25 protein-coding genes are annotated in these 24,956 nt (G+C 67.1%); 14 read left to right on the plus strand and 11 right to left on the minus strand.

Annotated elements, in window-relative coordinates; translation table 11 throughout:
* Positions 1-42: 42 nt before the first annotated feature.
* The 7 genes from hemE to ribA all read left to right on the plus strand — a co-directional run bounded on the left by hemE (position 43) and on the right by ribA (position 6,756).
* Positions 43-1,062 (plus strand): uroporphyrinogen decarboxylase, encoded by a 1,020-nt coding sequence (gene hemE / locus FHS97_RS11735; protein ID WP_184037677.1) that lies wholly within the window; start codon positions 43-45, stop codon positions 1,060-1,062.
* Between the two features lie 2 nt (positions 1,063-1,064).
* A complete protein-coding gene (locus FHS97_RS11740; protein WP_184037681.1) occupies positions 1,065-1,520 on the plus strand; it encodes a CopD family protein in 456 nt (151 codons plus the stop codon).
* Between the two features lie 255 nt (positions 1,521-1,775).
* The gene (gene rho / locus FHS97_RS11745; protein WP_184037683.1) at positions 1,776-3,032 is read left to right on the plus strand and encodes a transcription termination factor Rho; all 1,257 of its coding nucleotides are present in this window, start codon (positions 1,776-1,778) and stop codon (positions 3,030-3,032) included.
* A gap of 224 nt (positions 3,033-3,256) precedes the next feature.
* The gene (locus tag FHS97_RS11750) at positions 3,257-3,991 is read left to right on the plus strand and encodes a TerC family protein (protein WP_184037685.1); all 735 of its coding nucleotides are present in this window, start codon (positions 3,257-3,259) and stop codon (positions 3,989-3,991) included.
* 63 nt (positions 3,992-4,054) lie between these two features.
* Complete coding sequence (locus tag FHS97_RS11755) at positions 4,055-4,666, plus strand: LolA family protein (RefSeq protein ID WP_184037687.1); 612 nt, start codon at positions 4,055-4,057, stop codon at positions 4,664-4,666.
* A 240-nt stretch (positions 4,667-4,906) separates the two neighbouring features.
* Positions 4,907-5,689, plus strand: a complete 783-nt coding sequence (locus FHS97_RS11760; protein WP_184037689.1) for an exodeoxyribonuclease III — start codon at positions 4,907-4,909, stop codon at positions 5,687-5,689.
* Positions 5,690-5,733: 44 nt separating this feature from the next.
* Positions 5,734-6,756: a GTP cyclohydrolase II gene (gene ribA, locus FHS97_RS11765; RefSeq protein ID WP_184037994.1), complete on the plus strand. Its 1,023-nt coding sequence runs from the start codon at positions 5,734-5,736 to the stop codon at positions 6,754-6,756.
* On the opposite strand, the gene FHS97_RS11770 is transcribed toward ribA, so the two are convergent.
* Both FHS97_RS11770 and FHS97_RS11775 read right to left on the minus strand, forming a co-directional pair.
* Entirely contained in the window at positions 6,747-7,427 is a 681-nt protein-coding gene (locus FHS97_RS11770) for an HAD family hydrolase (protein ID WP_184037692.1), read from the minus strand. The two genes, ribA and FHS97_RS11770, sit on opposite strands and share 10 nt — an antisense overlap.
* Positions 7,424-8,083 (minus strand): YggS family pyridoxal phosphate-dependent enzyme, encoded by a 660-nt coding sequence (locus FHS97_RS11775; protein WP_184037695.1) that lies wholly within the window; start codon positions 8,081-8,083, stop codon positions 7,424-7,426. Before FHS97_RS11775 ends, FHS97_RS11770 begins: the two co-directional genes overlap by 4 nt.
* A 22-nt stretch (positions 8,084-8,105) precedes the next feature.
* Here FHS97_RS11775 and FHS97_RS11780 point away from each other — a divergent pair, with 22 nt between their 5' ends.
* On the plus strand, positions 8,106-8,669 hold the full coding sequence (locus tag FHS97_RS11780) for a thiamine phosphate synthase (RefSeq protein ID WP_184037699.1): 564 nt from the start codon (positions 8,106-8,108) through the stop codon (positions 8,667-8,669).
* A gap of 34 nt (positions 8,670-8,703) precedes the next feature.
* Here the strand turns inward: FHS97_RS11780 and FHS97_RS11785 are convergent, their stop codons facing one another.
* On the minus strand, positions 8,704-9,417 hold the full coding sequence (locus FHS97_RS11785; protein ID WP_343053436.1) for a hypothetical protein: 714 nt from the start codon (positions 9,415-9,417) through the stop codon (positions 8,704-8,706).
* A 203-nt stretch (positions 9,418-9,620) separates the two neighbouring features.
* Here FHS97_RS11785 and FHS97_RS11790 point away from each other — a divergent pair, with 203 nt between their 5' ends.
* Genes FHS97_RS11790 through holA form a run of 4 tightly spaced genes read left to right on the plus strand, consistent with a single transcriptional unit; the run spans position 9,621 to position 14,140 of the window.
* Positions 9,621-10,067 (plus strand): DUF3576 domain-containing protein, encoded by a 447-nt coding sequence (locus FHS97_RS11790; protein ID WP_028967403.1) that lies wholly within the window; start codon positions 9,621-9,623, stop codon positions 10,065-10,067.
* A 16-nt stretch (positions 10,068-10,083) separates the two neighbouring features.
* Complete coding sequence (gene leuS, locus FHS97_RS11795; RefSeq protein ID WP_184037717.1) at positions 10,084-12,624, plus strand: leucine--tRNA ligase; 2,541 nt, start codon at positions 10,084-10,086, stop codon at positions 12,622-12,624.
* Positions 12,621-13,133 carry an LPS assembly lipoprotein LptE gene (gene lptE, locus FHS97_RS11800; RefSeq protein ID WP_343053437.1) on the plus strand — a complete coding sequence of 171 codons (513 nt, stop codon included), beginning with the start codon at positions 12,621-12,623 and terminating at the stop codon, positions 13,131-13,133. Before leuS ends, lptE begins: the two co-directional genes overlap by 4 nt.
* Complete coding sequence (gene holA, locus FHS97_RS11805) at positions 13,130-14,140, plus strand: DNA polymerase III subunit delta (protein ID WP_184037720.1); 1,011 nt, start codon at positions 13,130-13,132, stop codon at positions 14,138-14,140. Before lptE ends, holA begins: the two co-directional genes overlap by 4 nt.
* Here the strand turns inward: holA and FHS97_RS11810 are convergent.
* The 6 genes from FHS97_RS11810 to FHS97_RS11835 are packed head-to-tail and all read right to left on the minus strand — an operon-like array spanning position 14,137 to position 19,670.
* Positions 14,137-15,057, minus strand: coding sequence for a ParB/RepB/Spo0J family partition protein (locus tag FHS97_RS11810; protein ID WP_184037723.1), 921 nt, complete (start codon positions 15,055-15,057; stop codon positions 14,137-14,139). The genes holA and FHS97_RS11810 overlap by 4 nt on opposite strands.
* A complete protein-coding gene (locus FHS97_RS11815; RefSeq protein ID WP_184037726.1) occupies positions 15,054-15,836 on the minus strand; it encodes a ParA family protein in 783 nt (260 codons plus the stop codon). Before FHS97_RS11815 ends, FHS97_RS11810 begins: the two co-directional genes overlap by 4 nt.
* Entirely contained in the window at positions 15,836-16,444 is a 609-nt protein-coding gene (gene rsmG / locus FHS97_RS11820; protein ID WP_184037729.1) for a 16S rRNA (guanine(527)-N(7))-methyltransferase RsmG, read from the minus strand. Before rsmG ends, FHS97_RS11815 begins: the two co-directional genes overlap by 1 nt.
* Positions 16,441-18,153 carry a tRNA uridine-5-carboxymethylaminomethyl(34) synthesis enzyme MnmG gene (gene mnmG, locus FHS97_RS11825; RefSeq protein WP_184037732.1) on the minus strand — a complete coding sequence of 571 codons (1,713 nt, stop codon included), beginning with the start codon at positions 18,151-18,153 and terminating at the stop codon, positions 16,441-16,443. Before mnmG ends, rsmG begins: the two co-directional genes overlap by 4 nt.
* Positions 18,154-18,162: 9 nt before the next feature.
* On the minus strand, positions 18,163-19,437 hold the full coding sequence (gene mnmE, locus FHS97_RS11830; protein ID WP_184037734.1) for a tRNA uridine-5-carboxymethylaminomethyl(34) synthesis GTPase MnmE: 1,275 nt from the start codon (positions 19,435-19,437) through the stop codon (positions 18,163-18,165).
* Positions 19,434-19,670 (minus strand): DUF6489 family protein, encoded by a 237-nt coding sequence (locus FHS97_RS11835; protein WP_184037737.1) that lies wholly within the window; start codon positions 19,668-19,670, stop codon positions 19,434-19,436. The genes mnmE and FHS97_RS11835 overlap by 4 nt, the downstream gene beginning before the upstream one ends.
* Positions 19,671-19,817: 147 nt before the next feature.
* Here FHS97_RS11835 and FHS97_RS11840 point away from each other — a divergent pair, with 147 nt between their 5' ends.
* Complete coding sequence (locus FHS97_RS11840) at positions 19,818-20,510, plus strand: dienelactone hydrolase family protein (protein ID WP_184037739.1); 693 nt, start codon at positions 19,818-19,820, stop codon at positions 20,508-20,510.
* Positions 20,511-20,575: 65 nt separating this feature from the next.
* On the opposite strand, the gene FHS97_RS11845 is transcribed toward FHS97_RS11840, so the two are convergent.
* Positions 20,576-22,894: an FtsK/SpoIIIE family DNA translocase gene (locus tag FHS97_RS11845; protein WP_184037752.1), complete on the minus strand. Its 2,319-nt coding sequence runs from the start codon at positions 22,892-22,894 to the stop codon at positions 20,576-20,578.
* Positions 22,895-23,007: 113 nt separating this feature from the next.
* Between FHS97_RS11845 and FHS97_RS11850 the strand changes: the two genes are divergently transcribed.
* Positions 23,008-24,237 (plus strand): UbiH/UbiF/VisC/COQ6 family ubiquinone biosynthesis hydroxylase, encoded by a 1,230-nt coding sequence (locus tag FHS97_RS11850; RefSeq protein ID WP_184037755.1) that lies wholly within the window; start codon positions 23,008-23,010, stop codon positions 24,235-24,237.
* Positions 24,238-24,258: 21 nt separating this feature from the next.
* On the opposite strand, the gene pdeM is transcribed toward FHS97_RS11850, so the two are convergent.
* Positions 24,259-24,936, minus strand: coding sequence for a ligase-associated DNA damage response endonuclease PdeM (gene pdeM / locus FHS97_RS11855; RefSeq protein ID WP_184038000.1), 678 nt, complete (start codon positions 24,934-24,936; stop codon positions 24,259-24,261).
* Positions 24,937-24,956 lie beyond the last annotated feature (20 nt).

Here is a 24,956-nt window from a genome sequence, read left to right on the forward strand (position 1 = left end):
GACTCCCTGAATCTTCCTAGAAGGGTAGAAGGATCGCACCCGATGGTGACCAAACCCCTGTTGCGAGTCCTGAACGGCGCGCGCGCCGACCGCCCCCCGACGTGGCTCATGCGGCAAGCCGGGCGCTATCTCCCTGAATATCGGGCGTTGCGCGCGGAGAGGGGCGGGTTCCTCGCGCTCGCCACCGATCCGATCGCGGCCACCGAGGTGACGCTGCAACCGATCCGCCGCTTCGGCTTCGACGGCGCGATCCTGTTTTCCGACATCCTGATGGTGCCCTGGGCGCTGGGGCAGGAGCTGACGTTCGGAGCGGGCGAGGGGCCGCGGCTGGCCCCGGCGCTGGTCGACGCGGCGCTGACGGCACTGACCCGCGAGCCGGCGCGACTCGATCCGGTCTATGCGACGGTGCGGGGGGTCGCGGAATCACTGCCCGCGGAAACGACCTTTCTCGGGTTCGCCGGCTCGCCGTGGACGGTCGCGACCTATATGGTGGCGGGGCAGGGCAGCCGCGATCAGGAAGTGACGCGCCGCTTCGCTTATGCCGACCCGGCAGCGTTCGGCGCGATCGTCGACGCGATCGTGGCGATGACGATCGATTATCTCGCGAGGCAGATCGGAAATGGCGTCGAGGCGGTACAGATCTTCGACAGCTGGGCCGGAAGTCTCTCACCCGAACAGTTCGAGCGCTGGGTGATCGCGCCCAATCGCGCGATCGTCGACGGCGTCCGCGCGCGCTGTCCGGGCGTGCCGATCATTGGCTTTCCGAAGGGCGCGGGGGGCAAGCTCGCTGCCTACGCCGCCGGCACCGCGGTCGACGCGCTCGGGCTGGACGAAACGGTCGATCCACACTGGGCGGATGCGGTGCTGCCGCCGGAATTGCCGGTGCAGGGCAATCTCGATCCGCTCGCCTTGCTGACTGGCGGGGCGGCGCTGGACGCGGGGATCGACCGCGTGCTGGCGGCGTTCCCGGAGCGGCCGCATGTCTTCAATCTCGGCCACGGGATCGGGCAGCATACGCCGATCCCGCACGTCGAACATCTGCTGCAACGGGTAAGGGGTTGAACATGGTCGGGTTTCTGGGCGCGACCTATGATTGGGTGAAGGCCGCGCATGTCATCTTCGTGATCTTCTGGATGGCGGGGCTGTTCATGCTGCCGCGCTATCTGGTCTATCATCAGGAGGGGCTGTCCGACCCCGCCGATGCCGCGCGCTGGGTCGAGCGCGAGAACAAGCTACGCGCGATCATCCTGACCCCGGCGATGATCGTGGTGTGGGTGTTGGGCCTCGCGCTGGCGCTGAATGCGGGGATTGCCGACGGCGTGCCGGGGCTGGGATGGCTGCATGCCAAGCTGGCGATCGTGCTGCTGCTGTCGGGCTATCATGGCTGGGCGGTCGGCTATGCCAAGAAGCTGGCGCGCGGGCAGGGTGGCGTGTCGAACAAGGCGCTGCGGATGATGAACGAGATTCCGGCGCTCGCGACCGCGCTGATCGTCATTCTGGTGATCGTGAAGCCGTTCTGACGCCACGTCCGTCATCCCCGCGAAGGCGGGGATCGAGACGCGCAGGTTCTTGTGAGAGTCGAGACGTCCGAGGTTCTGGATTTCCGCCTGCGCGGGAATGACGGATACGCTTGACTATCCCCCGCATGAATCATACCTCGCGGCCGTGACGTCGCCGGTCCTCGGCGCGCGCCGCATCCTCTACAGCTTCGTTTCTCGAGCGTTCTCCATCGCCGGCCGAGCTTTTCCCGACCCCCGATCACATCGGACAGATACATGCATCTCAAGGATTTGAAGAAGAAGGCCCCCGCTGAGCTGGTGCAGCTTGCCGAGGAGCTGGGCGTCGAGGGCGCCTCGACGCTGCGCAAGCAGGACCTGATGTTCGCGATCCTGAAGGTGCAGGCCGAAAACGGCGAGCAGATCATGGGCGAGGGCACGATCGAGGTGCTGCCCGACGGTTTCGGCTTCCTGCGCTCGGCGCAGGCCAATTATCTCGCCGGCCCGGACGACATCTATGTCAGCCCGAATCAGGTCCGCAAGCATGGGCTGCGCACCGGTGACACGGTCGAGGGCGAGATCCGCGGGCCGAGGGACGGCGAACGCTATTTCGCGCTGGTCAAGATCACGCAGGTCAATTTCGAAGAGCCCGAGCGCGTTCGCCAGCGGGTGAACTTCGATAATCTGACGCCGCTCTACCCGGACGAGCGGCTGAAGATGGAAATCGAGGATCCGACGATCAAGGACAAGTCGGGCCGCGTGCTCGATGTCGTCGCGCCGATCGGCAAGGGGCAGCGCTGCCTGATCGTCGCGCCGCCGCGCGTCGGCAAGACGATCATGATGCAGAACATCGCGCGGGCGATCGCGCACAACCATCCGGAAGTGTTCCTGATCGTGCTGCTGATCGACGAGCGGCCCGAGGAAGTCACCGATATGCAGCGCACGGTGAACGGCGAGGTGGTCTCCTCCACCTTCGACGAGCCGGCGACGCGCCACGTCGCGGTCGCCGAGATGGTGATCGAGAAGGCCAAAAGGCTGGTCGAGCACAAGAAGGATGTCGTGATCCTGCTCGACAACATCACGCGTCTGGGCCGCGCCTACAACACCGTCGTGCCGTCGTCGGGCAAGGTGCTGACCGGCGGTGTCGACGCCAATGCGCTGCAGCGGCCGAAGCGCTTCTTCGGCGCGGCGCGCAACATCGAGGAAGGCGGGTCGCTGACGATCATCTCGACCTCGCTGATCGATACCGGCAGCCGCATGGACGAAGTGATTTTCGAGGAGTTCAAGGGCACCGGCAACGCCGAAATCGTGCTCGACCGCAAGGTGGCCGACAAGCGCATCTTCCCGGCGATCGACGTCGGCAAGAGCGGCACGCGCAAGGAAGAGCTGCTGGTCGAGAAGGGCCAGCTGTCGAAGATGTGGGTGCTGCGCCGGATCCTGATGCAGATGGGGACCGTCGATGCGATGGAGTTCCTGCTCGGCAAGATGAAGGATTCGAAGACCAACGACGATTTCTTCGATTCGATGAACCAGTGACCGAGCGTGGCCTGCCGCGTGTCGCGGCAGGACGCACGCCGGTTCGGCCGGCGGGTACGCCTTTGTGCGTACCCGACCGACGGCGCGGGCCCTTCGACTGCCTGCAAGGCAGGCGCTCAGGACATGCTTCGCCCGCGACGGTGCGCCCTTCCCCATGGCATTCCCCGACCGGAACGTTATGCCCGGCAGCATCATTGATGCGGTCAGACGGGGAGTGACCTAATTTGAGCCTTATCGCCACGCTTGCCGCCGCGGCCTCCGCCGGAGCAGCGATCCAGGGACCCGGCTCGCTGGGGGACATCTGGCAGCATATCGTCGCCGATTTCTCGAACCTGTCCGATCCCGCCGCGCTGGCGGCGTTCGGGTCGGTGCTGATGATCGATCTCGTGCTGGCGGGCGACAATGCGATCGTGGTCGGCGCGCTCGCCGCCGGGCTGCCGTCGGAGCAGCGCAAGAAGGTGATCCTGATCGGGATCGGCGCGGCGCTGGTGCTGCGGATCTTCTTCGCGCTGATCGTGACGTGGCTGATGGGGATCGTCGGGCTGATCTTCGCAGGCGGGCTGCTGCTGCTGTGGGTGAGCTGGAAGTTCTGGCGCGAGATCCGCAGCGGCGGGCACTCCGAGATCGACGCCGCCGAGGACGCGGCCACGGTCAAGCCGGTGAAGAGCTTCGCCGCGGCGGCGTGGGCGGTCGCGGTCGCCGACGTGTCGATGAGCCTCGACAACGTGCTGGCGGTCGCCGGGGCGGCGCGCGAGCATCCCGGCATCCTCGTCATCGGGCTGTTGCTGTCGGTGGCGCTGATGGGGCTGGCGGCCAACTTCATCGCGCGGATCATCGATCGCTATCGCTGGATCGCCTATGTCGGGTTGGCGGTGATCGTGTTCGTGGCGTTCCGCATGATCCACGAAGGCTGGATCGGCAGCGAGACGACGCCGGGGCTGGCGACGCTGTTCGCCTGAGTTCAGCGCGGGTTCAATGGCCGGCGGGCAGGTCCCGCCGCCGTATCGCTGTGTGGAGACGACATGTCGCAATATCTTCTTCCGCTCGCCGCGCTGGTCGCGGTGGCGAGTCCGGTGGCGGCGCAGACCGGCACCGATCTGGCGGCGGTGCAGCGCGCGATCGCCGGGATCGACTCGATGACCGCCGCGTTCAGCCAGACCGACCGTAACGGGCAGGTGTTGACCGGCACGCTGACGCTCAAGAAGCCCGGCAAGATCCGCTTCCAATATCAGAAGGGCGTGCCGCTGCTGATCGTCGGCGACGGCAAGGCGCTGACCTTCATCGACTATTCGGTAAAGCAGGTGCAGCGCTGGCCGATCGGCAGCTCCCCGCTCGGGGTGCTGCTCGATCCCGGCCGTGACATCTCGCGCTATGCCAAGATCGTGCCGTCATCCAATCCGGCGGTCCTCTCGGTCGAGGCTTATGATCCCAAGCATCCCGAATATGGCCGGATCACGCTGGTCTTCGCGCGGAGCGCCGCCGCGCCGGGCGGGTTGATGCTGCAGGGCTGGGCGGCGCTCGACACCCAGGGGAACCGGACGACGATCCGGCTCAGCGACCAGAAGTTCAACGTGCCGGTGGCTGATTCGGCGTTTCGCTGGACCGATCCGCGCCGACAGGGCCGCTCCAGCTAAATCGCGGCATTTTTGTCCAATTCGTTCATGTTGGCGAAAGGCTGGCGCGGTTAGAGCCATGAACACGGTCGGTGGGCCATCGGGATTTTCCCCCTGTTGCCCGGTCTCCTGCCTACCGCTTGCGTGACGAACGCTGAGTCGGCCCTCGCTCCATGCCCCCGGAGCGGGGGCCTTTCTTGTTGTGACGCGACCGTGCGGCCCGCCTTGTCGACGTTCCGGCGCATGGCTACCTAGCCGGTCGTGAAAATCGTCTCCTGGAACATCAACTCGGTCCGCTTCCGCATCGAGATCGTCGAGCAGTTTCTCCGCGAGGCGCAGCCTGACGTGCTGTGCCTTCAGGAAACCAAGGTGGTCGACACCGACTTTCCGACCGACGCGTTCCGCGCGCTCGGTTACGATCACATCCTGCTGCACGGGCAGCGGATGCACCACGGCGTCGCGATCGTCGCGCGCGTGCCGGTCAGCGCCGACGACCGGCTCGACTGGCAGGCCAATCGCGAGGCGCGGCATCTGGGGGTGCGGCTGCCCAACGGCGTGCGATTGGAGAATGTCTATGTTCCGGCCGGTGGCGACGTTCCCGACCGTGAGGTAAACGCCAAGTTCGGGCAGAAGCTGGACTTCGTCGAGCGGATGACGCGCTGGTCCGAGACGCTGACCGAGCCGACGATCCTGACCGGCGACTTCAACATCGCGCCGCTGCCCAGCGACGTATGGAGCCACAAGGCACTGCTCAAGGTCGTCAGCCATACGCCGGTCGAGGTGGAGGCGCTGGATCGACTCAAGGCGTCGAACGACTGGGTCGATCTCGGGCGGCATTTTCACCCGGCACCGGCGCGGCTGCACACCTGGTGGAGCTATCGCTCGCCGGACTGGACGAAGAACGATCGCGGTCGCCGCCTCGATCATATGTGGGCGACCGGTGACGTCGCGAAGACCGCGACCGCTCACACCGTCTTCGAGCCGTGCCGCAGCTGGCTGAAGCCGTCCGACCACGTGCCGATCATGACCGAGTTCGCGTGGTGACATCGTCGGTATCCGGACGTGACGCCGCGCGCGCGATCGATGCGATGCGGCGTGGCTGGCCGATCACCGTCACAGCAGCCGACGAACCGCCGCTGACGGTGCTGGCGATCGAAACCGCCGATGCCGAGCGGCTGGCGCGTTTCGCGCCGGACGGGCGCTTCGACGTATTGCTGTCGAACGGGCGCGCCGCGACGCTCAAATTGGCGAATCAGCTCGATGCGGCGGTGCCCGATCGTCCGGTGGTGGTCGAACATGCGCCGTGGTTCGACATGGCGCTGGCCACCGCGCTCGCCGACCCGCAGCTCGATCTCGCGACGCCGCTCAAGGGGCCGTTTCGCACGATCCCGGTTGCCGCGCCGATCGCAGCGGGTGCGGCACTGCAACTGGCGCGGATCGCCGGATTGCTCCCGGCCTTCGTGATCGCGGATGGCGAAGCGGCGCAGACCGTCGACGCGCGGGCGATCGCCGCCCACGAGGATGCACAGGCGTTGCAGGTTGCGGTGCGTGCGCGCCTGCCGGTCGCGGGTGCCGAGCAGGCGGAGATCGTCGCGTTCCGCTCGCCGGAGAGCGCCGACGAGCATATCGCGCTGGTGATCGGCACCGCGACGGGCGAACCGCCTTTGATACGGCTGCACAGCGAATGCCTGACCGGGGATGTGCTCGGCAGCCTCAAGTGCGATTGCGGGCCGCAGCTCCACGCCGCAATCCACGCGATCGCCGCGGCGGGGTGGGGCGTGCTGCTCTATCTGCGGCAGGAGGGGCGCGGGATCGGGCTGGTCAACAAGCTGCGCGCTTATGCGCTGCAGGATCAGGGCTTCGACACGGTGGATGCCAATGTCCGGCTCGGCTTTGCGATCGACGCGCGCGACTTCGGCGTCGCGGCGCGGATGTTGCAGTTACTGGGGCAGGACCGGGTGCGGCTGCTGACCAACAATCCCGCCAAGGTTGCGGGGCTGGAGGCGGCGGGCATCGAGGTGATCGAGCGCGTCCCGCACGCCCTGCCGGCCAACCCGCACAACGAACACTATCTGGCCACCAAGCGCGACCGGACCGGGCATCAGCTCTGATCGGACAGGCCGAGGATCGCCGTGACCTCGTCAAAGTTGCTCGCCACCGCCTTCACGCCGATCGCGCGGAGCCGGTCGCCATGGTCGGGCGCGCAATGGCCGCCGGCGACCAGTCCGATCACGAACGCGCCACTTGCCACTGCGCCGGTCGCACCGACGGGTGAGTCCTCGATGATCGCGCAGCGCTCGATCGCGACGCCCAGCTTGTCGGCCGCATACAGATAGAGATCGGGCGCGGGCTTGCCGTTGGTGACGTGTTCGGCACCCGAATAGAGATGCACATCGAACGCGTCGCGCAAGCCGAGGTGCTCGAGATGGGTAGCGATCCAGCGCACGCGGCTCGACGACACCACTGCGCGTGGCAAGCCCGCGGGAAGCGCGCGGACGAAGGCGGTCGCGCCTGCCACTTCGGCGATCCCTTCGATCAGGCAGCGCTCGTCCTCGGCGCGGCGGGCTTGCTGGAAGCCGGGCGGGATCGGCGCGCCGATATGCGCTTCGATCGCGGCGAGGAAGTCCTTGCCGGACAGGCCCATGAACCGTGCCATCGTCTGTTCGGGCGTGGTCGGATAGCCGGCGCCGGTCAGGTAATCGGCGAGATGGCGGTTGCCGCTTTCCTCGCTCTCGATCAGCACGCCGTCGAAGTCGAAGAGCAGCGCGTCGAAGCGGGTCATGCGCGCGCGCCGAACAGCGCGGAGCCGACACGGACGTGGGTGGCGCCCAGGGACACCGCCTGTTCGACATCGTCGGACATGCCCATACTGAGCCCGGTGAGCCCCGCATCACGCGCGATCTTGGCGAGCAGCGCGAAATAGGGTGCGGGTTCGATCGCTGCCGGAGGGACGCACATCAACCCGGCGACCGTTAGCCCGGCGGTCTGCGCCTCGGTCAGCAGCGCGGGCAGACCCGCAACCGCGCAGCCGCCCTTCTGCGGCTCGTCGCCGATATTGACCTGCACGAAACACTGCGGCTGCCGTCCGGTCGCATCGATCGCGCGCGCCACCGCCGCGACCAGCGACGGGCGGTCGATGCTGTGGATCGCGTCGGCGAGCGTGACCGCCTCGGCGGCCTTGTTCGACTGCAATTGTCCGACCAGATGCAGGCGTGCGTCGGGATATTCCTCGCGCAGCGCCGGCCATTTCGCGGCGGCTTCCTGGACGCGGTTCTCGCCGAAGTCGCGCTGCCCGGCGGCGAGCAACGGGCGGATCGCGTCGATGGGATGCGTCTTGGACACCGCCACCAGCGTGATGTCGGCCGGGTCGCGCCGCGCGATCCGGGCGGCGGCGGCGATGCGGGCGTGGAGCGCCGCGAGACGGTCGTCGGGGGTCATCGACCGCGCTATAGGGAGCGCCATGCCTGCCCGCCACCCCGTCCGCTGGCTGATGACCGACGAACGTCAGGGCGAGCGGCTGTGGCCGGCGCTGGAGCAGCTGCCGCGCGGGGCAGGGGTGATCTTTCGACATTACCGAACGGCGTTGGCGGAGCGACGGGCGCTATTTGCGCGGGTGCGGCGCGTGGCGCGGCGGCGCGGGCTGGTGCTGGTGCTGGCCGGTGGCGAGTCGTGGCGGGGCGCGACGGGGCGCCATGCGCGGCGGGGGCGGGGCGTGGTGACATGGCCGGCGCACGACCGGCGAGAGGCGCTGGCGGCGGTGCGCGCGGGCGCCGATGTGGTGTTGGTATCGCCGGTGTTCGCGACGCGGTCGCATCCGGGAGTTCGGACGCTGGGATTATGGCGGGCGGCGGCGGTCGCGCGTGGGCTGTCGGTGACGGTGATCGCGCTGGGGGGGATGGACGAGCGACGCTGGCGGCGGGTGGCGGCGCTGGGGTTCGACGGTTATGCCGCGATCGACGCATGGTCGGGGCCGTCACCCCTGACTTCAAGGATCAGGTCCGGGACGCCGAAGGTCGTGGGATGAAAACCGGCACGATTTGCAGGAAGTCGCCGAGAGCTTAGAAGCGGAACGCGGTGCCCACGTAGATCGCCTGGCTGTCGCGACGATCGTCGTCGGCGCGGGTCAGGCGCTCTCGATCGGTCTTCAGCCGCATCCCGGCGGTCAGGTCGAGGTTGCGGGTCAGCGAATAGCTGCCGCCGACATCAATCGAATAGCTGTTCGGTTCGGTCAACGCATGCGCTGCGCCGGGGAGCGGACGATCCGCGCTGGCGCCGACCCGGCCGCTCCACTTCGACCCCGAATAGCTGACCGCAACATCCGCCGCCTCGCGGCTGCCCGGCAGCCCGGCGAGATCGACCTTGGCGACGTCACCCGAGATCGCGAAGCGCTTCCAGCCCACCGACACGCCGAGGTTGTAGGCGATCGGCGCCAATCCGACCGTCGCGGGCGCCGCCGAAGCGTACCGTGCATTGTCGCGCGCCGCGATGCTGGACCGAGCGCGCACTGCCACGGTGACCGCACGGTTGCCGATCCGCGACTCGGACGGCGTGAAGCGGAAGCCGCTGGCGTCGAGCCCGCCGCGCGCGAAAAGCGCCGCCAGCTTGGGATCGGCGGCCGAGGGGGTGAAAGAACCAGCAACCCGCGGTGCCGACACCAGTTTGCGCGCCGGTCGCTGCGCCGGATCGGTCGCGCCGAGCACCGGCACGGCTGCAACGGCGGCGGCCAGCAGGCCCCCCCCGATCAATGCAGCGATGCGGCGCGTTGCGGCCACGATCTTATCCATCCCCTTTGTGCCGGACGAATCTGTCCGACCAATGGAGCGGGCCTAACAGGAATCCGTTCCGTGTCCATGACCGCCCCGGCGCTTTATCGGCGACCTGTTGCATCATGTCCACATTGTGGCGCGCTTGCCGGGGGCAAAGGGTGCGGGTAGAGCGGGCAGGATTACCCGAATTGCCTGTAAGGACGATGCCGATGTTCCGCCCCTTGCGCCTCGCGGCTGGCCTGTCGGCCGCTGTTGCCCTGTCGTTGAGCCTGTCGGCGTGCGGCGGCCGCGGCGGCAAGCCGGCCGGCGATCTCGCCGCGTCGAAGGTCACGACGATCGGCGTCAACAGCTATCTGTGGCGCGCGACGCTCGACACGCTCAGCTTCATGCCGCTGCTCCAGACCGACTCCAACGGCGGCGTGATCGTCACCGACTGGTACGTCAACCCGCAGACTCCGACCGAGCGGATGAAGGTCACCGTCTCGATCCTCGACCAGGACCTGCGCGCCGACGCGGTGCGCGTCGCCGCGCTGCGCGAGGTGAACCGCGGCGGGCAGTGGGTGGCGTCGCCGGTCGAGGCCGCGACGACGCAGAAGCTGGAAGACATCATCCTGACGCGCGCGCGCGACCTGCGCCGCGGCGCGGTGACCGGCTGAGGCGACGACGACTGCAATGACCACCCGCTTCAATGCCCTGAAGGCCGACGCGCACTGGCAGCGCGTCTGGGACGAACGCACCACCTTCGCCGCGCGCGACGACAGCCCCAAGCCGAAGAGCTATGTGCTGGAGATGTTCCCCTATCCGTCGGGGAAGATCCACATGGGGCACGTCCGCAACTATACGATGGGCGACGTGCTGGCGCGCTATCGCCGCATGACCGGGCATGAGGTGCTGCACCCGATGGGGTGGGACGCGTTCGGGATGCCCGCCGAGAATGCCGCGATGGAAAAGGGCGTGCATCCGGGCAACTGGACGCGCGCCAATATCGCAGCGATGAAGGCGCAGCTGAAGCGGCTCGGCTTCGCGCTCGACTGGACGCGCGAGCTGGCGACCTGCGAGCCCGATTATTACGGGCACGAACAGGCGCTGTTCCTCGATTTCTATAAGGCCGGACTGGTCTATCGCAAGGAATCGGCGGTCAATTGGGACCCGGTCGATATGACGGTGCTCGCGAACGAGCAGGTGATCGACGGGCGCGGCTGGCGCTCTGGCGCGCTGGTCGAGAAGCGCAAGCTGAGCCAGTGGTTCCTCAAAATCACGCAGTTTGCCGACGAGCTGATCGAGGGGCTGGGGTCGCTCGACCAATGGCCTGACAAGGTCCGGCTGATGCAGGAGAACTGGATCGGCAAGAGCCAGGGGCTGCAATTCCGGTTCGCGCTGTCGGACGGCGGATCTGTCGAGGTGTTCACGACGCGGCCCGACACGATGTTCGGCGCGAGCTTCGTCGCGGTCGCGGCGGATCACCCGATCGCGCAGGCGCTGGCCGCGCGTGACGCGGACGCCGCGGCGTTCGTCGAGCGCTGCAAGCAGGGCGGCACCACCGCCGCCGAGCTGGAGACGCAGGAGAAGCTCGGCTACGACACCGGGCTGACCGCGACTCATCCGTTCGGGGCGGGCGAGCTGCCGGTCTATATCGCCAATTTCGTGCTGATGGACTATGGCACCGGCGCGGTGTTCGGCGTGCCGGCGCACGACCAGCGCGACTTCGACTTCGCAACCAAATATCGCTTGCCGATCCGCCGGGTGGTCGCCGATGGCGACATGACCGACCCGGCGTTCGACGAGGAGGCGGCCTATAGCGGCCCCGGGCGGCTGGTAAATTCGCACTTCCTCGACGGGCTCGACATCGACGCCGCCAAAAGCGAGGTGATCGCGCGCGCCGAGGCCGGCGGCTGGGGGCAGGGCTCGACGGTCTATCGCCTGCGCGACTGGGGCGTCAGCCGCCAGCGTTATTGGGGGACACCGATCCCGGTGATCCATTGCGCGACCTGCGGCGAAGTGCCGGTGCCGCGCGAGCAACTGCCGGTGAAGCTGCCCGAGGACGTCACCTTCGATGTCCCCGGCAATCCGCTCGATCGCCATCCGACGTGGAAGCATGTCGCGTGCCCGGGGTGCGGGGCCGATGCGCTGCGTGATACCGACACGCTCGACACCTTTGCGGATTCGTCGTGGTACTTCATCCGCTTCGCCAGCCAGCCCGACGACCGGCCGTTTGACCGGACGGTAGCGGAGAGCTGGCTGCCGGTCGGGCAGTATATCGGCGGGGTCGAACATGCGATCCTCCACCTGCTCTACGCACGCTTCTGGACGCGCGCGCTGCGCCATGTCGGGCTGATCGACCTTGCCGAGCCGTTCACCGGGCTGTTCACGCAAGGGATGGTGACGCACGAGACCTACAGGCTCGACATCCCGGATCACGACGGCCCGCCGGGTGCGCTCTGGGTATCGCCAGCCGACCTCAGCGTCGGCGAGGGCGGGGCATTGTTCTTCCAGACCGAGGAAGGCGGGGCGATCCCGATCATCCGCGGTCGCGTCGAGAAGATGTCCAAGTCCAAGAAGAACACGATCGATCCGGAGCCGATCGTCGATCAATATGGTGCGGACGCGGTGCGCTGGTTCATGCTCTCCGACTCACCGCCCGAGCGCGACCTTGAGTGGAGCGAGAACGGCATCGAGGGCGCGTGGCGGTTCGTCCAGCGGCTGTGGCGGCTGTTCGAGAGCGAGAAGGCCGGCGAGGGGAGCGATGTCGCGCTCGATCGCAAGCTGCACCGCACGATCGCCGATGTCGCCGCCGCGATCGAGGCACTGTCGTTCAACAAGGCGGTCGCCAAACTCTATGAGCTGGTCGCCGCGATCGAGAAGGCCGCGCCGTCCGCCTCGCGCGATACCGCGATCGCGACGCTGATGCGGCTGGTCGCACCGATGGCGCCGCACATCGCCGAAGAGGCATGGGCGACGCATGGCGCCGGCGGTCTGATCGCCGACGCGGCCTGGCCGGCGGTCGATGCGGCGCTGCTCGTCGAGGACGAGGTCACCATCGCGGTGCAAATCAACGGCAAGTTGCGCGACACGCTGACGCTCCCCAAGGGACTGGCGAAGGAAGACGCCGAGGCGGCGGCGCTCGCCTCCGACAAGATCATCCGTGCGCTCGACGGCAAGACGCCGCGCAAGGTGATCGTGGTGCCCGACCGTCTCGTGAATCTCGTCGCGTGACCGCGCGTGCTGGCCTGATCGTGGCGCTGCTGGCGGCGGTGCCGCTCGGCGGCTGCGGGCTGACCCCGCTCTACACCGGTGGGGGAGGCGGCCCGATCGCCGCGACGCTTGGCGAGGTGGAGGTCGCGCCGATCGACGGCAAGGCCGGCTGGCTGGTTGGCGGCGCGCTCAACGAGCGGCTCAAGGCGATCGGCGGCGGCGCAGCGCGCTACCGGCTCAACGTCCGGCTCGACGACAAGATCGTCGGCCTCGGCGCGCGCAGCGATGACTCGGTCGCGCGTGAACGCCGGACGCTGCGCGCGCGCTATCAGCTCATCGACGTGGCGAGTGGCGCGGTGGTGCTCGACGCAACCGCGGGATCCGACGCCGGGATCGATGTCGTCGGCTCTGAATATGCGACGATCGCGGCGGAGAGCACCGCGCTCGAACGGTTGTCGGAGACGATCGCCGACCAGATCGTCGCGCGGCTGGCGCTCTATGCGCGGCGGACCCAGCCGCCGACGTCATGAAGGCGACCGAAGCGCGGCTGACGGCGGCGCTCGACCGGCCTCCCACCGACATCCGCCTGTATCTCCTGCACGGCCCGGACGAGGCGGTCGCGCAGGCGTTTGTCGCGCGGTTGGCGAAGGCGATGGGCGAGGGTGCGGAGCGTGTCGATCTCGACGGGCCGACGTTGCGCGGTGATCCGGTGAGACTGGCGGATGAAGCGGCGGCGCTGTCGCTGTTCGGTGGTGCGCGCTTCGTCCGGGTGACCGGCGCGGGCGAGGAGTCGCTGGAAGCGGTCTCCGCCTTGCTCGCCGCCGAGCAGGCCGGCAACCCCGCGATCGTCCTCGCGCCGACCGTCAAGGCGACGGGCAAGCTGGTGAAGACGGCGATCGAATCGGACCGTGCGCTGGCGTTTGCTTGCTATCCGCCCGGCGCGCGCGATGCGGCGGCGATCGTCGCCGATCTTGCTCGCGCGGCGGGGCTGCGGCTCTCGCCGGCGGCGGTGCAGCGCATCATCCGGGGCAGCGATGGTGACCGGGCGGTGATGATGCGCGAGGTCGAGAAGCTCGCGCTTTATCTCGACGCTGCCCCCGATCGCCCGGTTGACGCGGATGACGGCGCGCTGGCGGCGATCGGCGCGGAAATCGCCGAGGGCGAGATCGGCGAAGTCGTGCTCGCGATCACCGCGGGGCAGGTCGACGTTCTGATCGATGGGCTACGGCGGATGAACGGGCCGGATGCCTCACCGATCCCGATCCTGCGCGCTTTGGGACGCCGGCTGGTCACGCTCGCGGAGATGCGCGCGGCGGTCGAGGCGGGCGAGGGGGCCGAGCAGGTGATGAAGCGTCACCGTGTCTTCTGGCGCGAAGAGGCCGCGACCGCCGCTGCGCTGCGCCGCTGGACGCTGCCGATGCTCGCCAGCGCACAGGAGTCGGCACGCCGCGCCGAGCGCGAGGTTATCGCCGCCGGTCCCGCCGGGCGCATCGTCGCCGACCATTTCCTGCTGCGGATGACGCGCGCCGCGCGTTAGATCCGCTCTCCGCTCAGTCGCTGGCACACCATGTCGAGTTGCTCCAGCGAGCTGTAATCGAGCGTGAGCGACCCGCGGCCATCGTCGTTGAACACGATCGAGACCCTCAGCCCGAGCAGATCAGCGAGCTGGCGTTCGAGCGCCTCGATATCGGCACTGCCTGCGCCCGCCGGCGCGGCCTGCGCGGGACGCGGCGATCCGCCGCGGGTCGTCGGCGCACCATGTTTGTCGTGGCTGGCGAGCTTCTCGGTCTGCCGCACCGACAGTCCTTGCGACAGCACTTGATCGGCGAGCGCCACCGGATCGGCGGCGCCGACCAGCGCGCGCGCATGGCCCATCGCCAATTTGCCTTCGACGACCTGCGCCTGCACCTCGGGCGGCAGATCGAGCAGCCGAAGAAGATTGGCGACATGGCTGCGCGACTTATGGACTGCGCGCGCCAGCTCCTCCTGCGTATGGCCGAACTCGTCGAGAAGTCGTTGATAGGCGCGCGCTTCTTCGATCGCGTTCAGGTCTTGGCGCTGGATATTCTCGAGCAACGCGATCTGCAGCGTCTCGCTGTCGGAATAGTCGCGAACGACGACCGGCACTTCATGGAGCCGCGCGCGCTGCGCGGCACGCCAGCGCCGCTCGCCGGCGACGATCTGGAAATCGTGCCCGTGCGGTCGAACGATGATCGGCTGGATGACGCCGCGTTGCGCGATCGACGCGGCGAGTTCGTCGAGCGCCGCTTCGTCGAAGTGGCGGCGCGGCTGCTCGGGGTGGGGTGCGATCGAGGAGACCGGGATCATCCGTACCGCGCCACGCGCTGCGCCCTTCTCGCCGGTGTCGCGTTCGTCCTGTGCCACGTCGCCCAGCAGCGCGTTGAGACCACGGCCGAGGCCCCCCTTGCCACGGCGGGAAGAAAAATCACTCACGCGGCTTCATTCTCCATCTGCGGCAGACGTCGGATCAATTCACGCGCCAGCGCAATATAGGCTTCCGACCCACTGCATTTGTGGTCGTAGATCAGCGCAGGTAGACCGTGGCTCGGCGCTTCGGACAGCCGCACGTTGCGCGGGATCACCGTGTCGAACACGACATTGCCCAGCACCGCGCGCACATCGGTCGACACCTGTTCGGTCAGCCGGTTGCGGCGATCGTACATCGTCAGCGCCACACCGAGGATCGCCAACGACGGGTTGAAGCGCGAGCGGATTCGCTCGACGGTGTTGAGCAACTGGCTGAGCCCCTCAAGCGCGAAGAACTCGCATTGCAGCGGGACGAACAGTGCGTCTGCCGCCACCATCGCATTGACGGTCAGCAGGCCGAGCGACGGCGGACAATCGATCAACACGATGTCCCACACCCGCGTCGCCTTTTGAAAGGCGCGCCGCAGGCGATGGGTGCGCTCTTCAAACTCGATCAACTCGATTTCGGCACCCGACAAGTCGACCGTTGCAGGAAGAACGTCGAGCAACGGGATCTCGGTAGCGACCGCCGCTTCGGCAACGCCGTCGCAGTCGATCAGAATGTCATAGCTCGAACGCTGTCGTTGCGCCTGGTTGATCCCCAGTCCCGTCGAGGCGTTACCCTGCGGATCCATATCTACCAGCAGCACGCGATTGCCAGACGCGGCGAGCGCGGTCGCGAGATTGATCGCGCTGGTGGTCTTTCCAACGCCGCCTTTTTGATTGGCCACCGCGATGCAGAACATCAGGTTCTCACTCCATCGGCGATCACGATCACCGAAGCGGGATCAGTGACACTTTGTTCCACGTGAAACATGCTGCGCCATTTGGCTGGCAGCATCGCTACCTCACTATCACCATTCTTCCCACGCGGAAGGATCAATCGCGTCCCATCATGACGAAGGTGGCCCGTGATGGTGACGAGATCGGGGATGCTGGCCACGGCACGCGCGCTGATTACGTCCGCGCGTCCGGTCACCGCTTCCGCTTTGCTCTTTGCGACGGTGACATGGGCAAGCTGCAATTGATGCGCGACGTGTTCGAGAAATTCTACCCGTCGGCCACGCGGCTCGACGAGCGTCACCTGCACGTTCGTCAACATGGCCACCACCATACCAGGGAATCCCGGCCCGGAGCCGATGTCGAACCAGGTGCGAGCGCGATCCGGCAAGTAGGTGATAAGCTGCGCTGAATCGACGATGTGGCGGTTCCAGATCGTCTCTCGCGACGCCGGCGAAATCAGGTTTTGCCGCTCGTTTTCTTCGAGCACCATTGCGCGAAAACGATCGAGCTTGTCGGTCGCGGCATCACCGAACGTTGCCTTGCACCAGGCCAGCGCTTCATCTTCGGTCATGTGCGCTTCCGCGAATGGAGCCAGAGCGCTGCGACGGCTGCTGGCGTCACGCCACGCACGCGTGAGGCTTCATCAAGCGTCTTTGGCGAGGCGCGCTCCAGTCGCTCGATCATCTCGGTCGACAGGCCGGGCACCGAGCGAAGCGACAGAGTGTCGGAGGAAATCGCAACATCGCCGTCGCGCCGCATACGAGCGATCTCTTCGCTCTGCCGCTCGAGATAGGGTGCATAACGGCGATCCTCCTCGATCTCGCGCAGGATGTCGGCATCGACACCGTCCTGTATGCCATCGCGGGCCGCGTCCCGCATCGCGTGACGCTGCCGGAGATGCGCCTGCCGCGCTGGGGTGAGTACCCCCAGCGTATCCGCCCATCCGGATAAACGAGCTTCGGCATTGTCGGCCCGCAAAGCCAGCCGATACTCGGCGCGCGCAGTGAGCATCCGGTACGGCTCGCTGACCCCCTGAAGAACCAGGTCATCAATCATCACGCCGATATAGCCGCGCGCGCGGTCGACGGTCGTCGGCGCAAGATCATGCGCCAGCGCCGCCGCATTGCAGCCCGCGATGACGCCTTGCGCGGCGGCCTCTTCATAGCCGGTCGTACCATTAAGCTGGCCGGCGCAAAACAATCCGTGGATCGCCGCCAAGGCGAGACGATGATCGAGTGCCCGCGGGTCGATGTAATCATATTCAACCGCATAGCCGTATTGGACAATCTGCGCGCGCTCCAATCCTGCGACCGATCGCACCAGAGCGTCCTGCACCTCGGCGCTCAACGATGTCGAGATGCCGTTCGGGTAGATCCATGGATCGTCCAGACCTTCCGGTTCCAGAAAGATCTGGTGACCGTCGCGGTCGCCGAAGCGATGGACCTTATCCTCGATCGACGGACAATAACGCGGCCCGCCTCCCTCAATGTCCCCACCGAACAGCGGCGACGTCGTCAGACCGTTGCGGATAATGTCGTGTGTCGCTGCCGAGGTGCGGGTGATCGCGCAGGCAAGTTGCGGCAGCCGGGGCGTGCGGGTCATCGGCGACATGCGCCACTCGTCATTATCGGAAGGCTGTGGCTCCAACGCGCCCCAGTCGACCGTCCGCCCGTCCAGCCGCGGCGGCGTCCCGGTCTTGAGGCGACCCATTGGCAGTCGTAACGCGCGGAGCTGCTCGCCCAGTCGATTTGCCGGACGCTCGTCGATACGGCCCCCGGCGGCTCGATCGAGTCCACGAAAAATTTTGCCGCCGAGGAAAGTCCCGGTCGCCAGCACCACGGCGGTCGTGCCGATCGTGCTGCCATCCGCCAGTGCAACGCTGGCGACCGATCCATTCGTAAGGTGCAGCGCAAACGCCTCACCTTCGATCAACGTAAGATTGGCATAGCGGGCAAGCTGGTGCTGGATTGACGCACGATAGCGGCGACGATCGGCCTGCACTCGTGGCCCTTGGACCGCCAGCCCCTTTGAGCGATTCAGCATTCGATGATGGATCGCGGCGTCGTCTGCGGCACGCGCCATCAAGCCGTCAAGCGCGTCGACCTCGCGGACGAGATGCCCCTTGCCCAAGCCACCAATCGATGGGTTGCAGGACATCGTTCCGATCTGCGCAAGCGACTGACTGACCAGCGCGACCGACGCGCCGCGCCGCGCGGCGGCGGCCGCCGCCTCGGTACCGGCATGACCGCCGCCCACCACCACAACGTCGAACTGTTTCACGTGGAACACTCACTTGCCCAGGCAGAAGCGACCAAAAAGGGCGTCGAGCATCGCCTCTGTCGCATCGCGCCCCAATATCGCCGCCAATGCCCGATTTGCAATGCGCAGATGTTCCGCATCAAGGAGGAGATCATGGCCATCGACAGCCTGCAAAGCCGACAGTGCTTCGCTCAGCAGCGAGCGATGCCGTGCGTGCAGTGCCCCACTGGCGAGGTCACCGATAAGCTGCTGCGAGCGTTGTGAAATAATCGCCCAAAGCGCATCAATCGACGCTTGGTCATGGACCGAGGTCACATGATCGACGCTGACGCGATCGTGTTCTAGTTCGTCGCCGCGTGCCCCGATCTTCAATGCGTTTGCCGGCGCCGCGTCGGGCTCCCCCAACCACAGGATCAGGTCGGCAACGTCGAGCTGCGCTTTAGCACGCGTGATGCCGATAGCCTCGATGGGGTCCGCCGTCTGGTTTGTCAGTCCGGCGGTATCGACAAGACGATAGGGAAGGCCGGCGCGAATGACGCCAGCCTCGAGGACGTCGCGGGTCGTACCCGCAATATCGGTGACGATCGCCGCGGGACGTCCCAACAGAGCATTGAACAGCGACGACTTGCCCGCATTGCGCGGTCCGGCAAGCACCACCATCACGCCATCACGCAGCCGCTCGACCGGCGGTCGGGTCAGCATTGCGGCCATTTCGAGGATCACGGGCGCGAGCAAGGGTGGCAGGTCCAGCCCTGTGGCCTGCGTCACCTCATCCTCATCGCCGAAGTCGAGCTCCGCCTCCACCCGCGCCGCGGCCATGCTCAGCCGGTCGAGCCAGTCGATAATGGTCCGGCTCATCCCGCCTTCCGCCATTGCGAGCGCGGCGCGGCGTTGCATGTCGGTTTCGGCTTCAAGCAGGTCCGCCAGCCCCTCCGCCTGCGCCAGATCGAGCCGGCCGTTGATCAGCGCCCGACGTGTAAATTCGCCCGGTTCGGCACGCCGCAGCCCGACTTGGCTGGCGAGCGCCGCCTCTACTGCCGCGACGACCGCCCGTCCGCCGTGCAAATGGAGTTCGAGCAAATCTTCCCCGGTCGCGGTCGCCGTGCCCGGAAAGAAAAGCGTAAGCGCCTGATCGAGCGTCCCGCCTTCAACGTCCCGCAGCCGCCGCAGTCCGGCGATCCGAGGCGGGGGCAAGGTGCCGGCAAGCGCTTCGCCCGCAGCACGGGCGTTCGGCCCGCTGACCCGCACCACGGCAATCGCGGCGGGCGGTCGACCACTGGAGAGCGCGAAGATCGTGTCGGTCATGCGCCCGGCTTGGTGCCGCTTGCGAACAATTGCCGCCAAAAGTCCATTCCCGCGTCACCAACCGGAGCCCAGCTGCGGAACATCGCACCGATCAACTCGGGGGAGGGGCCTTGGCCGTCGATCGTCTCGCGCATTCGCGACAGGAAGTGATCGTGGAGCGGAGTGAGGTCGGGCAGGCCCATCATTCGCCGTGCTTCCTCCGGTGTGCAATCAACCTCGATCGTGACCTTCATGGCTGCGCTCCTCGCTCGCGCCGCCCGCCGGGCGCTGGATTATTCCCGATCTATGCGCGCGAACGGTCCTGCGCCGCAATGTCCGGACCGTGGCACTTTGCACGCTGCCATGGTTTATGAGGTCGCACTGGCACGGAGACGCAGCAGATGACCGATATGATCTCGATCCCGACTCTCGACGCCGCGACGATGCCGGCCTATCGCGCCGCGCCGGCGGACAGCCCGAAGGCCGCGATCATCGTCATCCAGGAAATTTTCGGGATCAATGCCGGCATCCGGCGCAAGTGCGACACGCTCGCCGAAGCCGGCTATCTCGCGATCGCGCCCGACCTCTTCTGGCGCATCGAACCGGGCATCTCGCTTGATCCCGATATCGCTCCGGAAATGCAACGTGCGCTGGCGCTGATGGGGCAATTCGATCAGGACCAAGGTATTCGCGATATCGAAGCCGCAATCCGCTTTGCACGCAGCGCCGGGACCGCAAAGGTCGGTGCGGTTGGCTACTGCCTCGGCGGGCGCTTGGCGTTCATGACGGCGACGCGCACCGATATCGATGCCAGCGTCGGCTATTATGCGGTCGGCGTCGACGGACTGCTCGGCGAGAAGCATGCGATCGCCAAGCCGCTGCTGCTCCACATCGCCGGCGATGATGGCTTCGTCGACAGGGAGACTCAGGCAGCGATGCATGCCGGGCTCGACGATCATCCGGAGGTGACGCTCCACGATTATCCCGGCGAGGATCATGGCTTTGCGACCGAGTTCGGCCAGCGTCGCTCTGATGCCGCCGCGACGCTGGCGGACCAGCGCACCGCCGCCTTTTTTGCCGAACATCTGGGCTGAGGCGAGGGACAAACCCCAGCAAGACATCGTCGCCCGGACCTTGATCCGGGCGACGACGAGCGACCTTAAACGGGATTGCCGTCGGTATCGCGCAGCACCTCGCGACGGCCGACATGGTCGGGGCGGCTGACCACGCCTTCCTTCTCCATCCGCTCGATCAGACGTGCCGCAGAATTGTAGCCGATCCGCAACTGGCGCTGCAGCCACGAGGTCGACGCCTTCTGGCTGCCGCAAACGATCGCGACCGCCGCGCGATATTGCTGGTCTTCGGCGGAGTCCTCGCCGGTCGGCGCACCCTCCAGCGCGAAGCTTTCGGCGGGCTCCTCGGTGACCGACTCGATATAGTCGGGCTGGCCCTGCGCACGCCAGTGATCGGTGACCGCACGCACCTCGTCATCGCTGACGAACGGACCATGCACGCGGACGATGCCCTTGCCGCCGGGCATGTAAAGCATGTCGCCGCGCCCCAGCAATTGCTCCGCACCCTGCTCACCGAGGATCGTGCGCGAGTCGATCTTGCTCGTGACATGGAAGCTGATGCGGGTCGGCAGGTTGGCCTTGATGACGCCGGTGATGACATCGACCGACGGACGCTGCGTCGCCATGATGAGGTGGATGCCCGCCGCGCGCGCCTTCTGCGCAAGCCGCTGGATCAGAAATTCGACTTCCTTGCCGGCCGTCATCATCAGATCGGCAAGCTCGTCGACGATCACGACGATCTGCGGCAGCACGTCATAGTCGAGCTGCTCTTCCTCGTAGATCGGCTGGCCGTTTTCGCCATAGCCGGTCTGAACCCGGCGTCCCAGCGGCGTGCCCTTGGCACGCGCCGCGCGCACCTTGTCGTTGAAGCTGGCGAGACTGCGCACGCCCACCGACGACATCTGGCGGTAGCGATCCTCCATCGTCTCGACCGCCCATTTGAGCGCGCGTACTGCCTTCGATGGATCGGTGACCACCGGCGACAACAGATGCGGGATATCGTCGTACATGCTCAGTTCGAGCATCTTCGGGTCGATCATGATCATCCGGCACTGGTCCGGGGTCAGGCGGTAGAGCAGCGACAGGATCATGCCGTTGAGTCCGACCGATTTGCCCGAGCCGGTCGTGCCCGCCACCAGCAGGTGCGGCATCGGCGCGAGATCGGCGATCACCGGATCGCCCGCGATGTTCTTGCCGAGGATGACGGGAAGCTGCGCGGTCTGGTCCTCGAACGCCTGACTGGCGACCAGCTCGTGGAGCGACACGGTTTCGCGCTTGGTGTTGGGCAGCTCGATGCCGATCACCGAGCGGCCGGGGATCGTCGCGACGCGCGCCGAAATCGCCGACATGTTGCGCGCGATATCGTCGGCGAGCGCGATGACGCGGTTGGCCTTGGTGCCGGGGGCGGGCTCCAGTTCGTACATCGTCACGACCGGGCCGGGGCGCACCTCGGTGATCGCGCCCTGCACCTTGAAATCGTCGAGCACGGTTTCGAGCAACCGCGCATTGCGCTCCAGCCCGGCCTTGTCGACCGGCCCGCTCTGGTTCGCGGGGGCGGGGGTGAGCAGGTCGAGCGACGGCAGCACGAACGTGTCACGCAGGTCGAGACGTTGCTGCGGCTTCGGCGGGGCGAGCGACGGCGAATTGCTGCGGTCGCTGATGACCGGGGCAGGGCGGTTGTCGGGCTGCGCCACCGCGCGCGGCACCGGGCTGCGCGCCAGCGCGAACGGCGCGTCCCCGTCCTCCGCCGGTTCGTCGAACGCCACTTCGTCGCGATCGGCGTCATCATTCCGCGCACGACGGCGGAGCAGGCGCGGCGAGGGGGTGAAGCGCGCCAGATCGATCTCGAGACTGCGGCCCCACAGCAGCGCGCCCGCGATCCCGGCGACGAGCCCGAGCGCGAGCACGCTCCACCAGGTCACTTGCGGATTGCCGATCAGCGCGAACCCCGATCGGAACGCACCGACCACGCCCGAGCCGACAGCGCCGCCCCATCCGAACGGCAGCGCCGGCACCGCGCCCGGCGCGACGCAGGTCAACGTCACCGCCATCAGCCCGACGCCGACCGCGGCGTTGCGGAGCATCCGCCAGCCGTTGCCCGCCGGCTGCGCGCGCCACAGCCGCAGCGCGACGATCGGCGCGACCGGCAGCAGTAGCGCCACCGCCGGACCGAACAGCGTAAGCGCAACGTCCGCGAACCACGCGCCGGGGCTGCCGAGCAGATTGCCGGTGACGCCCGCCGCAGCAGTGTTGAGCGACGCGTCTCCCGCCCGATAGGTGACCAGCGCCACCGCCATCGCCACCGTCAACACGAACAGCGCGGTGGCCACGATCAACGCCCCGCTGCGCAACGCCCCGGCCTTGACCGTCTCGCGCCACAACGGCGCCTCGACACGGCTTGCCATTCCGAACCCCCAACGATGTCAGAAAATACCGCTATATTCTCCGCCGCCGCGCGTTGCACGTCAAGATGGCCGCGGGCGTTGGCATCGCGCGCGAGTGAGGATAGGGCAGGATCATGGACAAAGCAGATGCGCGGGCAGATGTGCTCATCCTCGGCGGCGGGCTGGTCGGCAGCGCGCTTGCGGTCGCGCTGGACCGTCATGGCCTTTCCACGATCGTCGTCGATCCCGCCGATCCCGGCGTAACATTGACCGCAGGGTTCGACGGCCGCGCCTCGGCGGTTGCGAGCGCCAGCCACAAGATGCTCGACGCGATCGGCGTCGGCGATGGTCTGCGTGGCAAGGGCTGTGAGATCCGGCAGATCCGCGTCAGCGACGGACTTGCGCCGGGCAAGCTCGACTTCATCCCCGCCGCTGACGACGCTGCATTGGGAACGATGTATGAGAACCGGCTGCTGCGCCGGTCGCTCTACGATGCCGCGATCGCCGCCGCGCACGTGGATCTGCGGATGCAGACCCGTGCCACGGATATCGTGCGGGACGCGGACGGCGTGCGTGCGACCTTGTCGTCCGGCGCCACTGTCACCGCGGACCTGCTCGTCGCTGCCGAAGGTCGCCAATCTCCGACGCGCGCTGCGGCGGGGATCAATGTCGCGCGCTGGCAGTACGATCACGCCGCGATTATCGGAGCCTTCCATCACGAACGCAGCCACGAGAATGTGGCCTATGAGATTTTCTATCCCGCCGGTCCGTTCGCGCTACTGCCGCTGCCCGATGACGAGATCGGCCATCGCTCGGCGATCGTCTGGACCGTCGCGGACGATCAGGCGGCGGGAATGCTCAAGCTCAGTGATCGCGGCTTTCTCGCCGAGGCGGAGAAGAGCATGGGCGGGTTCCTGGGCGCTTTGTCGCACGCCGCCCCGCGCGCGAGCTACCCGCTCGGCTTTCACCATGCCGCGCGCCTGACCGACACGCGGTTGGTGCTGGTCGGCGATGCTGCGCATGGCATCCATCCGATCGCAGGGCAGGGGGTCAATCTCGGCTATCGCGATGTCGCCGCGCTGGTCGAGGTGCTGGTCGAGGGGCGGCGGCTCGGGCTCGATGCCGGTGACGCGCAATTGCTCAAGCGCTACGAACGCTGGCGGAGCCTCGACACGTTCATGGTCGCCGCCGCGACGGACACGCTGACCCGATTGTTCGGTATTCCCGGCAGGGTTGCCAGCGCGGTGCGGCGCTTCGGCATCTCGGCGGTCGATCGTCTTCCGCCGCTCAAGGACCGCTTCATGGCCGAGGCGCGTGGTGAAAGTGGCGACCTGCCGAAATTGTTGATGGGCACGATGGTCTGACGCGTTCCGCGTCGGCTGAGGTCACGCAGCGACAGGGAAGCGCAGCAAGCGATCGCGGAGCGCAACCAGCGCTTCCGCACCGCCGCCGGTCGCGCGCATGATTTCCGGATGCGTCACGTCAAGCCCGCCGGCCAGCGCGCCGAATGCCGGGAAGATCAGCTTTGTCGCAGTGGCCACGAAGCACCGGCGCGCTACCAGCTTTCCCCGAACCTTCACGCGCAGCTTTGGATGAAAGTGACCGGATAATTCGGGAAATGTTTCACGTGGAACAGCCTCATGGCGCAGCATCACGCCTTCGACCAACGCCTCGTCACGCACAGCGCCCCCGCAGCGATCGACAAAGACGCGGTCGTGATTGCCGGTGATCCACGTCCAGCGCGTGGTGGCGGTCAGGTTCGACAGCATCGCACGCGCCGATTCGGGTAAACGCTCGCAGCCGGCAATGTCATGGAAACTGTCTCCGAGGCACCAGACCTCCTCGGCGCCCGTTGCCATGACGGTGTCGGACAATGCGGTCAGCGTCGCCAGCGAGTCGTAGGGCGGGAGCATCTGACCGCCGCGCGCATACCAGCTCGCCTTTTCGAGGTGCAGGTCGGCAACGAGCAACGCGCGCCGTGCCGGCCAGAATAGCGCCCCTTCGGGCAACGCCTGCCAGATATGTCCGCCAAAGCGGAGTTCGGCGAACGGAACAGGAACCATGCCGCCGGCCATGCCTTAAC

This window comes from Sphingomonas endophytica, assembly GCF_014199415.1.
Taxonomy (GTDB): domain Bacteria; phylum Pseudomonadota; class Alphaproteobacteria; order Sphingomonadales; family Sphingomonadaceae; genus Sphingomonas; species Sphingomonas endophytica.

What these genes read in the sequence shown, in the direction of transcription:
- FHS97_RS11850 (WP_184037755.1), top strand. Translation starts at nt 23,008, where the DNA reads ATGGACAAAGCAGATGCGCGGGCAGATGTGCTCATCCTCGGCGGCGGG.
- rsmG (WP_184037729.1), bottom strand. Translation starts at nt 16,444, where the DNA reads ATGACCGAAGATGAAGCGCTGGCCTGGTGCAAGGCAACGTTCGGTGAT.
- hemE (WP_184037677.1), top strand. Translation starts at nt 43, where the DNA reads ATGGTGACCAAACCCCTGTTGCGAGTCCTGAACGGCGCGCGCGCCGAC.
- holA (WP_184037720.1), top strand. Translation starts at nt 13,130, where the DNA reads ATGAAGGCGACCGAAGCGCGGCTGACGGCGGCGCTCGACCGGCCTCCC.
- FHS97_RS11740 (WP_184037681.1), top strand. Translation starts at nt 1,065, where the DNA reads ATGGTCGGGTTTCTGGGCGCGACCTATGATTGGGTGAAGGCCGCGCAT.
- FHS97_RS11840 (WP_184037739.1), top strand. Translation starts at nt 19,818, where the DNA reads ATGACCGATATGATCTCGATCCCGACTCTCGACGCCGCGACGATGCCG.
- leuS (WP_184037717.1), top strand. Translation starts at nt 10,084, where the DNA reads ATGACCACCCGCTTCAATGCCCTGAAGGCCGACGCGCACTGGCAGCGC.
- FHS97_RS11780 (WP_184037699.1), top strand. Translation starts at nt 8,106, where the DNA reads ATGCCTGCCCGCCACCCCGTCCGCTGGCTGATGACCGACGAACGTCAG.
- FHS97_RS11835 (WP_184037737.1), bottom strand. Translation starts at nt 19,670, where the DNA reads ATGAAGGTCACGATCGAGGTTGATTGCACACCGGAGGAAGCACGGCGA.
- FHS97_RS11845 (WP_184037752.1), bottom strand. Translation starts at nt 22,894, where the DNA reads ATGGCAAGCCGTGTCGAGGCGCCGTTGTGGCGCGAGACGGTCAAGGCC.
- FHS97_RS11790 (WP_028967403.1), top strand. Translation starts at nt 9,621, where the DNA reads ATGTTCCGCCCCTTGCGCCTCGCGGCTGGCCTGTCGGCCGCTGTTGCC.
- pdeM (WP_184038000.1), bottom strand. Translation starts at nt 24,936, where the DNA reads ATGGTTCCTGTTCCGTTCGCCGAACTCCGCTTTGGCGGACATATCTGG.
- FHS97_RS11755 (WP_184037687.1), top strand. Translation starts at nt 4,055, where the DNA reads ATGTCGCAATATCTTCTTCCGCTCGCCGCGCTGGTCGCGGTGGCGAGT.
- rho (WP_184037683.1), top strand. Translation starts at nt 1,776, where the DNA reads ATGCATCTCAAGGATTTGAAGAAGAAGGCCCCCGCTGAGCTGGTGCAG.
- ribA (WP_184037994.1), top strand. Translation starts at nt 5,734, where the DNA reads ATGCGGCGTGGCTGGCCGATCACCGTCACAGCAGCCGACGAACCGCCG.
- mnmE (WP_184037734.1), bottom strand. Translation starts at nt 19,437, where the DNA reads ATGACCGACACGATCTTCGCGCTCTCCAGTGGTCGACCGCCCGCCGCG.
- FHS97_RS11815 (WP_184037726.1), bottom strand. Translation starts at nt 15,836, where the DNA reads ATGTTCTGCATCGCGGTGGCCAATCAAAAAGGCGGCGTTGGAAAGACC.
- FHS97_RS11775 (WP_184037695.1), bottom strand. Translation starts at nt 8,083, where the DNA reads ATGACCCCCGACGACCGTCTCGCGGCGCTCCACGCCCGCATCGCCGCC.
- FHS97_RS11770 (WP_184037692.1), bottom strand. Translation starts at nt 7,427, where the DNA reads ATGACCCGCTTCGACGCGCTGCTCTTCGACTTCGACGGCGTGCTGATC.